The organism is Clostridium disporicum (genome assembly GCF_001405015.1).
Classification (GTDB): domain Bacteria; phylum Bacillota; class Clostridia; order Clostridiales; family Clostridiaceae; genus Clostridium; species Clostridium disporicum_B.
In genome coordinates this window covers 56,544-67,186 of the sequence record NZ_CYZX01000020.1, presented here as the reverse complement: position 1 = coordinate 67,186, position 10,643 = coordinate 56,544, and the positions used below count along the sequence as shown (strand labels likewise).

Below are 10,643 nucleotides of genomic sequence, written 5' to 3'. Positions count from 1 at the left end.
TTATAACCTCCTATTTGTCGTGTCAAAAAACTTGTTCATTTAGAAATAATTTCATATAAATATATGAATAAAAAATAAAAAGACCGTCTACTGAAATGATTTTAAAAATCATTTCAGAGACAGCCCCTTTTATAAAATCTATTCTGTTGTGGTCGTACTACCTTCTTCTAGTGAACTTTCCATATTACTACCTTTTAAAGATAAGTTCTCAAAAGAATTTGTTATAATATATTTTCCATCTCCAACTTTAATAAATTTAAGAGATACTTTATCACCTACATTTGTTAAGGCTACCTCTCTAGAACTTTCTGTAGAAACAGAGAATATATTATCTGATCCCTTAATTTTAATATCATATATGCTTGAACCTTCTTTTATAACTAACCCTATTCTTTCAACTTCACCTTCTAGAACTTCTTCACTATTAGAACCTTCTAATGAAATATTAGTGTTTGTTAAAGCTTCAATATATCTATTTAACGTTGTTTGTAGTGAATCCCCTACGGCTACAGTACTATAGTTTTTAACATTAACCATTGCATACTGTTTAACTAATCCATTTGAGTCTTTTAAAGTCATAAAATATGTTGGTTCTGACTGAATGTTAATTAAATATGGGAATGTTGCACTATATCCATACTGTTGAACTTTACCTTCTGCCGATTGCATACTTGCAACCTCAGTAGCTCCAGATGTTTTATACATAGTAGTTTCCCCTGTTCTAGTATCTGTTAATGTAAATCCAACTAATCCTTCATCATTACCAACTGAAGTTATACCAGTATAATAATAACATTTATCATTGTTAAATATTATGTTCATACCTTGAGTAGTCTTTAACTTATCTTTATCACTAAAGTTAAAAATACCATGAACTAATTCTCCCCATTTATTTAAATAGTTATTTATATATCCTGACGGTTGAATTCTATCTACCCATTTTGGAGTGTTTTCTATATCATAAATATTTGATTCTCCAGTTTGAGCATCTATTATTAATACTCCAATTGCTTTTTGTTCAGTTAATCCAATAGCATTATCATATCTAGTTATTACCCAATAAGGATTTCCTTCATCATCTAATTCAAATGTATAGTCAGTATGGCCTGCTTTCATATCTCTTATATACGCCGCTCTATCTAAATCACTAAAAAGATATGCTGATTCAAGATATTTTAAATGTATAGGTTGTCCATTTAGTTCTGTAACTAATTGTACATCATTTTGATTTATTGCACTTACCTTAATATAACCTTTTGTACCTTCATTATTAATTAACCATTTAAACAATGATGAATGTTCTAAAGGTGCAACATAATATAATTGACCTGCAATACTTTGTAATGTTAAGTCACCAATAGTAACTTGGCTTCCTAAGCTTGGTATTTCACCTAACTTTTTATCTGCTAATTTTGCAGCTAATTGTTTATCAATAGTAGGTAATTGTTTTAAATCTATATATTCTATTTGACTTGAAAACTCTACCTCTTCAACGCTTCCTATTAAATCTCTATGTTCATTTGGCATTATTAATGGACTAAATACTACTAATGAAACCACATATAATACCGCTACTCCAATACCTGAAATTATATATTTCTTATTTAGTGTTAATGCTCCATAGGCTATTGTACATAAAACAAATGGTCCCACTAATAAGAATGAACTTAATGTGAAATCTAAGATTAATTTACTTTGAAATAAAAGAAATACCCCTATAGCAATATAAGCAAGTACTAACCACTTTATATATTGCGAAAATTTACTTTGAAAATTCATTTTCATCCCTCCATTAAATCATTATACTTCTAAACTCCACTTATAACAATACCTTTTTTAAAGTTTTCTTATATTTTATTATGAGTTATTTATTAACTTTTAGTTAACAATTATAAAATTTAAAAATCTCTAAGTGATATGAATTACAAAAAATAATAATTCTATCACCTAGAGATTTATTAGTTTCTAAATATTATATAAACCATATATCCAATGTATAACGATACAAATAATATTCCTTCAAGTTTTCCTAATCTCTTTTCTTTGCCTTTATGTGCAAAAATTAAAATACCTATTAGTATAGTAACTAAAATTAAGAATATAAAATCAACTATTAAAGTTGATGATACTATCATTGGAGTAATTATTGAAGATGCACCTATTATTAATAAAATATTAAATATATTTGATCCCAATATATTTCCAAGTGCCATATCTTCTTCACCTTTTAAAGCTGCCATTGCTGATGTAACAAGTTCTGGAAGAGATGTTCCCATTGCTACTATAGTAAGTCCTACTAATTTATCGCTCATGCCCAACGCTGTTGCAATACTTGAAGCTGAATCTACAACAATATTACCACCTATAACTATACATATAGCCCCTATAATTAACGAAATTATACTTTTAGGTATATTTATATGTTCTATTCCTTCATCTTCTATAGCCATTTCTGCTGCTACATCCTTAGATTTACCTCCTTTTTGTCCCCTAACTGTCCAAATTAAAAATAGAATATATAATATACATCCTGACAATAATATAAATCCATCAAATCTAGAAATATAATTTTCTTTTCCAAGAAGTATTCCATTGAAAGTTAAAAGTAAAAATAATGTTGTAACTGCTATATTAATAAGAAAATCCTTCTTAATTGTAGACTTTTTTATTATAAGTGGCATTATTATCAAAGTTACTCCAAATACCATAAGTGTGTTAAATATATTTGATCCTAAAACATTACCTACTGCTATTTCATTGCTACCTTGAAGTGATGAAACAATACTTACTGCAAGTTCTGGAGCGCTCGTCCCTAATGATACTATAGTTAATCCAACTATTACTGATGGAATCCCTAACTTTTTAGATATTCCAGAAGCTCCATCTACAAAAATATCCGCACCTTTTATAAGTAGAAAAAATCCTATAATTAATAATATGTAGTTCATTTATTTTCCCCTTTTCTTTAAGTTCCTTTAATTATTTTACATTATATAAAGTAAAAATACAAATACACTAAACATATTATTACATACAATACCTTATGGTTATCATAATAAAATTATAAATACTTTTTTGCGTAAAAAATTAAGAGTTAAAAGTGAATTGGGTTGAAATAAACAGCTTTGCTATTTATAAGCTTGCAATTTTTAAATGTCACTTATACTGACTATCTTCACAAGCCATTAACCCTACACTTTTAACTCTTAACTTATTATATTATCTCATTAATTCTATAAATTCATCTAAATAATCTTCTGCTTCTTCATACTTTTCTTCTGATGGTACAAAGCAGAACTTATATCCTGGAGCTGTTTTTATCTTTAAGCTTTTAAGTCTTTCTGTAAGCATAGGAACTCCTTCACCACTCCATCCATAAGATCCAAAGGCCATTGCAACTTTATCTCTATTTGTAATAGCACTTACAAGTGATAATAAATCCCAAGCTGGTTTAACTGCATCTTTATTTATTGTTGGTGATCCTATTAGGAATCCTTTTGCTTTTGAAATTTTTTCTATAGATTCTTCTAAAGGAATAGTAGTTATCTCTGTAACATCAGCCTTAAACCCTTTATCTTCTAGTTTTTTCTTAAAGAAATTAGCCATCATCTCTGTATTATGATAAGCGGATATATAGAATATTTCAACTTTATTTTCGTCAACTTCTACCTCTTTACTCCATTCTTTATAAAGATTTAATATTTTATCTATTTCTCTAACATGTATTGGTCCATGACTTGGGGCTATCATATCAATTTTTAAATCTTTAATTTTTTCTAATCCTAAATTAACATACTTAGGGAATGGTCCCATTATACAATCATAATAATATTTCATCTCTGAAAAATATTCATCATTAAGCTCACATGTCATACTTCCTTCTGGACAGAAGTGAGAACCTGTAAAGTCACAAGTAAATAAAATATTCTTTTCTTTAACATAAGTAAACATAGTATCTGGCCAATGTAAGTTTGGAGCACTTATAAAGCTTAGTGTGTGATTTCCTAAATTAATTTCCTCATTAGCCTCTCTAGCGTTAAACTCACAATTTAAAATATCTTTTAAATATTTTAAAGTAGCTCTTGATCCAACAATTTTTACCTCTGGGTAATCTTTTATTAAATCTTTTAAAGCTCCACTATGGTCTAATTCTGTATGATGTACCACAACATAATCAATTTTCTTTTCACCAATTATACTTTTAATATTTTCTTTAAACTCGTTATAAAACCCATTTTTAACTATATCAAATATGGCTACTTTTTCATCATTAATTAAATAAGAGTTATAAGTAGTTCCTTTTTTCGTTTCCATAATTATATCAAATATTCTTAACTCAGGATCTTTTACACCAATCCAGTATATACTTTCTTTTAACTGCTCTACCGCCATTCATTCAACCTCCAAATTACTAATTTCTATTTTATATTTTACCAAATTATATTTCAATCTTAAACTATAATTTATAACTATTATAAGTCAAAAAGTTAGATTATTGACTATTTTACTCTGAATTAATAGTTGTTATTAATTAATACTCAATATTCCTACTTATTTCACCTTCAGCAATAACATACTGATAGTGTAATGCCCTCGTTAAAGCAACATAAAGTAATCTTTGATTTAATAAATTATCATTATAATTACTTTCTAATGGATTATAAATAATAGTTCCATCAAACTCTAACCCTTTTGTTAAATAGGATGGAATTATTACCACATCCTCTGGGGAATCTTTCTCATTTCCCTTTATAAGCTGTATTTTTCTATTACAATATTTCTTAATATTTTTTTCTAAAGCTTTAGCCTCCTCTAAGGTTCTCGTAATAATACCTATACTTCTTTTTCCTTTACCTTCTATCTCCTCTATTATCTGTTCTATAAACTTAGCAGATTCTTTTTTATCTTTAGACATTTTAATTATTGGTTTATCACCATGTCTTAATACAGGTTTAGCTGGAGTTAACCCTAAATTTTGAGCTTCTAATGCTTTCTGTGCAAAATCTATTATTTCCACAGTAGATCTATAACTTTGTGTTAAAGATATATACGTTGCATTACCATTAAATATTTTTTCTGTTATATCTTCCCACCTCTTAATACCTTTGTAATAGTAAATTCCTTGTGCTAAATCTCCTACTAAAGTTAAAGAGTTTCCTCTTGTTAAATTTGTTATTACTTCAATCTGTAATGGACTATAATCTTGTGCTTCATCTATTACTATATGTTTAAACTTCGATTTTTCTTCTATTCCTTCTAATAATATATGAATATATAAAAGTGCTGCTAAATCATCTTCGTCTACTATCCCCTTTTCAAAGTTCTCAACAACTTCCTCTTTCATATATTCTAAAAGTTGAAATGGTATTCTATTATCTACAGCTATATCAAACACAGCTTTATCTTTAAACATATTTAAATATATATCTTTAGAAGTTATACCCCTCCAGTTTTTAAAGTATTCATTCATTACCTTTTTAGAATCTTGTTTTATATAATTTTTAATACTATCTCGCTCATCGTATAGTTTTCTTAACTCACTTCTTCTCTCTTCACTATCTTCAGAATTAGATTTAACTTCTCTAATTTTTAAATCCCATTCTCTATCTACAGTTAACAATAAAGTTTGTATTTTTTCTTTTAACTTTAAATTAAGATATCTTTTAATTTCATCTTTACGCTTATTTATTGGATATACTTTTAAATCTTTTAAATATAATCTAGTAATTTCCCTTTTAGAAAATAACGTGTATCCACTTATTACTATATCTTCTATTTCTAAAGAACTGCTATCTAGAAGTGCTATATATCTATCTATTATAGTTTTGAATATTAAATTCCCTTTTACCTTAGATGAGTTCACCATAAATTTTCTTAATGTTTCATCTTCAGTTTCAATAATATCCTTTAACTTATCATCTTTTGATCTTATTTTTCCTTTTAATTTTAGTTCTTTCACTACTAAATCTTGAAAAGTAGTTTGAGCAACATCTTTACTACCAAGGCTAGGTAAAATCTCTGATATATAATCTAAGAATATTTTATTAGGTGCTAATACTAATATATCTTTTCCTTCCATTGACTCTCTATATCTATATAAAAGATATGCTAGTCTATGTAACGCTATAGTTGTTTTTCCAGATCCAGCTGATCCTTGCACTATAATAGGCAAATTTTTAGGCCATCTTATAATATCATTTTGCTCTTTTTGTATAGTTGCAACTACTTCTTTTAATTTTTTTCCTTTGCTTTCTTCAAGGTTTATCTTTAAAAATTCGTCTACTAAATCTACTCCTTCTTCCCCTGAAATAAATAGTTCATTAATACCTTCATCAAAAATTCGTTCAATATCATCATTTTTGTAAAGAAATCTTCTTTTTAGAGATAATTCTCCTTCTATAACTCCTGATGGAGCTTTATAATACGCTTCTCCACCTGTCCCACTATAATACAAATCAGCAACTGGTGCTCTCCAGTCTACAACAATTTCCTCTCCATCCTTGCTAGATGATATTCCTTGTTTTCCTATATATATTTTTTCTAAAGCTCCTAGCTTTTCAGTAAAATCCACTCTTGCAAAATACGGAGTCTTTATAGCTTCTTCATAACTTTCTATATCCATCTTTAATACGTTATAAATTTTCTCTGTATTTTCTTTCTCTTGATCATAATTTCCTTTTGCTGCTTTGGTTAAAGCTTTAAGTTTTGTTTCTATTTCCTGCTCATATTTAAGCTTTTCATTTATTTCATATAAAATTAATTCTTTTTTTTCTTTTAATACTTGCTTTGCACGACTTAAATCATCCATCTTTATCTTATCCCTCTCAACTAATTACTTATAGTAACAAATTAAAAACATAAATATTTAAATATAAATACTATTATTTCCTATAGCATTCATAAAGTTATCATATAAAACTATTATAACTACAATTTGTTATGATTTACCATATACTTATTATTTTTAACATTTTATCTTAAAAATATAATCAAATAGTATATTTTCTTATATTAACAATAATATCATAAAATATATTTTCTTCAATTAATCATACTAAAAAATAGAGGATGGTGTTACTATGACAAAAAATAATTTAAAAAACACTTCGATTCCTATATCCCAAATTGGTAACTTTACTAAGCATGCAGTAGAAAGTTTTGAAGAAAACATAGTAAATCAACATAATTATTTAGAAAAAGTACATAATAATCTATCTAGTAAAAAATAAAATACTATTAAAGGCCCCCTATCATAATTTGACAGGAGGCCTTTAATTATTTAATCATCTATTTTTATTAATTAAATGCTGAATATAAATCTTTTCTTCTTGCTTTAGCCATTGCTTTACATAATACAAATGATATAGATGCATCCATAGCATGATGTATTATTGTACCTAATGCTACAACTACTAACATCTCGTATAAATTAAAACCAAATGGAATTACTATTAATGCTTCTAAAATACCATGTAGCGGAGCAGTAATAACCATAGCTTTTTTAAAATTCTTTTCTTTCTGAACAATTTTTGCTCCAATAAATCCTACAGGAGCATGCATTAATGCTCTTGCAGCAATATAAGGTGGCAATCCAGTAATAAAAAATCCTAATCCTGATCCTATTCCTACAACAATAGCAACTACCGGTGAAATAAGCATGGATAAAAACATAGGCACATGTGAACATAATGTTGCACTAAAAGGCCCTAAAACTATCTTTAAAAAACCAAATTGTACTGGAATTATTATTGCGAGTGCTACTAATAATCCTGCTAGAACCATTTTTTTAACTCTGTTATTCATTTTAAATCCCCCATCTAAAAACAAAATATTCATACCATATATACTGGTGTATATACACTAGTATATATGGTATTGTTGCTATTGTAAATAGATGATTAACATATTTTTCTATACTTTGCTTAACTCTTCTTTTATTCTTCTTATATATTCTGGAGTAGTACCACAACATCCTCCAACAATTTTTGCTCCCTCTTCAATACACTTTAATATTTCTTTTGAAAACTCATTTTCTGATATTTCTATAAATTCCTTTAGATTGTTCATATAACATCTTGTATTGGGTTGAATAATAATATTCTTTTTAGTTAACGTATTTATTTTCTTAACAATTTTGTGTATCCCATTTATCCCTGGAGAACAGTTAATTCCTACGGCATCTACTTCTAACTTATTCATATCTTCTATAGCTTTCTCAATAGTATTTCCATCAAAAAGCTTACAATCATTATCTAATGTAAATGTACAAAACACTGGTAAATTACTATAATCTTTAACCGCTTTTACTGCAGCTTTACATTCATCTAAACTAAGTATTGTCTCTATCAAAATTAAATCTACTCCACCTTTCGACGCAATAATTACCTGTTTTTTGAAAATTTCATAAGCTTCATCAAAAGTAAGTTTTCCTGTCGCATTTACTCCTACTCCTGTTGGTCCCATATCATAAGCTATTAATATATCTTCATTATCTCCTTTCACTTCTTTTGCTATCATAATACCTTTTCTTATTATTTCTTCTATAGAATATTTGCTATTTTTTAATCTAATATCATTTGCTCCAAATGTATTTGTTGTTATAACATTTGATCCTGCCTTTATATATTCTTTATGTATTTTCTTTATAGTATCCTCTTCAGTAAAGTTATATATTTCAGGATTATTATTTATATTTAATCCATACCTTTTAATCATAGTTCCCATTGCACCATCAAAAAGTAATATACCTTTATTCTTAATCTCTTTAAAATTCATTTTTACTCTCCAATCTATCTCATTACTTTTATATTACCATTTATAAATTTAATAATTCTTTATATAAATAAATAATCATAAAAAAACTCACAGATACTTTAAATATCTATGAGTTTATTCCGCAATATAATTTTAAAATTTAACTAACAAAATTATTATCGATATTATGCTAAATATTAAGCTTATTAGTGTTATTGACGTAACTACTTCAATTGTAGTTAATCCCTTTTCCTTCAATCTATAATGTATTTGACTTCTATCAGCTTGATAAACAGGCTTACCCTCTGAAAATCTCTTAAATATAACAAAAATATTATCAAAAATAGGAACGGCCAAAGCTAATATAGGTATTAATAAACTTAATATCGTTGCTTGCTTAAACGCTCCATCTAAAGCAATAATACTTAAAATAAATCCTAAAAAGTTAGCCCCCGAATCTCCCATAAATATTTTAGCAGGATATTTATTGTATAATAAAAATGCTAATACACATCCACCAGTTATAAGTGAAAATATCAATGATGGAGGTTGTGCAAGAACAATAGCAGTAGCTGCAAATGTCATTGCAGATATAAATGATAATCCTCCGGCTAAACCGTCCATACCATCAGACCAATTAATAACAGTTGTCACTCCAAATATCCAAGTAACAGTTAGTACATATTGTATAATTGTAGGTAATGCTATATATGTATCTGTAAAAGGATTTGTAAATCCATTAAAGGATACTCCTGAAAAGAATACTATTGTAGCTGCAAGTAACTGTACTATAAGTCTTGGCATAATTGCAAATTCTTTTCCTACACTTTTATAATAATCATCAATAAGCCCTATTCCAACAATTAAAGTTGCTCCAATAAATATTCCATATTTTTCATCAAAAGGATGATTCCAAAAAGAAATAAAGTAAGCAATAAAGAATCCTATATACATAGCTATACCTCCACATAATGGAGTTTCTCCCCTATGTATTTTTCTCTTTGTCGGCTTATCTGTAAAATTATATTTAAATGACATTTTCATTAGCATAGGTGTAATAAAATACACTACAGAAAATGCAATAATCATCGCTAGTAAATATTTCATCAATAGTACTCCTTAATTAATTTAGTATATAACTTTTGTCAATCGTCTATTGTATATAAGAATTATACTATTGTTTTCTATCTTTAGCAATTACAAAAGTGTTACAATGGAAAAAGCTGTGTTTCCACAGCTTTTTATTATCCTCTTGATTGAATCATATCCTTAACCTTCATTAATCTAGTTAAGGCTCCTCTTTCATTTTCATCTAACTTCATTCTTATATATTTAATAGTTTCTTGAAGTTGAGGTATAGTCATATATTCAAGAGCATTAACTCTTCTTCTTGTCTTTTCAATTTCATCAGCCATAAGCTGAGTAGATTTTTCAACTTCTGCAAGTTCAAGTAATTTAGGTAATATTGTATATAACTTTGTTATGGCATCATCTAATTCACTTGAAGTATTTGCAAATCCATATGGGAATATACTTCCTTCATCATCTTGAAGTTGTCTACGGAAAGTCATTTCTGGAACATTAACACTCATTATATTCTTAGTTCCTACTTCAACAGATATACTTTCCTTAGGATAAGCTACTGCTTCCTCTAAGAATTCAGAGCTCATTACAGCACTTGCCATAACGAAATCTTTAAATGAACCTTCAAGTTCTTTTTCTACTGACTTTCTAAGTTCATTATTATATTTAACAAGATTAATAAATTGTCTCATTAGCTCATCTTGCTTATCCTTAAGAAGTTTGTGTCCTCTTGTAGCTGTAGTTAGTCTTTTCTTCAGCTTTGTGAGTTCCATTCTAGTAGGATTGACATTTAATCTTGCCATATT

At 27.6% G+C, this 10,643-nt stretch carries 9 protein-coding genes; 1 reads left to right on the top strand and 8 read right to left on the bottom strand.

Annotated features, from left to right (window positions below; genetic code table 11):
- Positions 1 to 138: 138 nt before the first annotated feature.
- The 4 genes from ARA56_RS12995 to helD all read right to left on the bottom strand — a co-directional run bounded on the left by ARA56_RS12995 (position 139) and on the right by helD (position 6,808).
- Positions 139 to 1,779 (bottom strand): hypothetical protein, encoded by a 1,641-nt coding sequence (locus ARA56_RS12995; protein ID WP_055267358.1) that lies wholly within the window; start codon positions 1,777 to 1,779, stop codon positions 139 to 141.
- A gap of 179 nt (positions 1,780 to 1,958) precedes the next feature.
- Positions 1,959 to 2,948 carry a calcium/sodium antiporter gene (locus ARA56_RS12990; RefSeq protein WP_055267356.1) on the bottom strand — a complete coding sequence of 330 codons (990 nt, stop codon included), beginning with the start codon at positions 2,946 to 2,948 and terminating at the stop codon, positions 1,959 to 1,961.
- A 271-nt stretch (positions 2,949 to 3,219) separates the two neighbouring features.
- Entirely contained in the window at positions 3,220 to 4,392 is a 1,173-nt protein-coding gene (locus ARA56_RS12985) for an FprA family A-type flavoprotein (RefSeq protein WP_055267354.1), read from the bottom strand.
- Between the two features lie 139 nt (positions 4,393 to 4,531).
- Positions 4,532 to 6,808 (bottom strand): RNA polymerase recycling motor HelD, encoded by a 2,277-nt coding sequence (helD, locus tag ARA56_RS12980; protein ID WP_055267352.1) that lies wholly within the window; start codon positions 6,806 to 6,808, stop codon positions 4,532 to 4,534.
- Between the two features lie 271 nt (positions 6,809 to 7,079).
- On the opposite strand from helD, the gene ARA56_RS16830 reads away from it, so the two are divergent.
- Positions 7,080 to 7,229, top strand: coding sequence for a hypothetical protein (locus ARA56_RS16830; RefSeq protein WP_172675771.1), 150 nt, complete (start codon positions 7,080 to 7,082; stop codon positions 7,227 to 7,229).
- Positions 7,230 to 7,296: 67 nt separating this feature from the next.
- Here ARA56_RS16830 and ARA56_RS12975 read toward each other — a convergent pair whose 3' ends face one another.
- The 4 genes from ARA56_RS12975 to ARA56_RS12960 form a co-directional block, all read right to left on the bottom strand.
- Positions 7,297 to 7,803, bottom strand: coding sequence for an ECF transporter S component (locus tag ARA56_RS12975; protein ID WP_055267349.1), 507 nt, complete (start codon positions 7,801 to 7,803; stop codon positions 7,297 to 7,299).
- A gap of 108 nt (positions 7,804 to 7,911) precedes the next feature.
- The gene (locus ARA56_RS12970; protein ID WP_055267347.1) at positions 7,912 to 8,775 is read right to left on the bottom strand and encodes a homocysteine S-methyltransferase family protein; all 864 of its coding nucleotides are present in this window, start codon (positions 8,773 to 8,775) and stop codon (positions 7,912 to 7,914) included.
- 132 nt (positions 8,776 to 8,907) lie between these two features.
- On the bottom strand, positions 8,908 to 9,861 hold the full coding sequence (locus ARA56_RS12965) for an MraY family glycosyltransferase (protein ID WP_055267345.1): 954 nt from the start codon (positions 9,859 to 9,861) through the stop codon (positions 8,908 to 8,910).
- Between the two features lie 137 nt (positions 9,862 to 9,998).
- Positions 9,999 to 10,640, bottom strand: coding sequence for a V-type ATP synthase subunit D (locus tag ARA56_RS12960; RefSeq protein ID WP_055267343.1), 642 nt, complete (start codon positions 10,638 to 10,640; stop codon positions 9,999 to 10,001).
- Positions 10,641 to 10,643 lie beyond the last annotated feature (3 nt).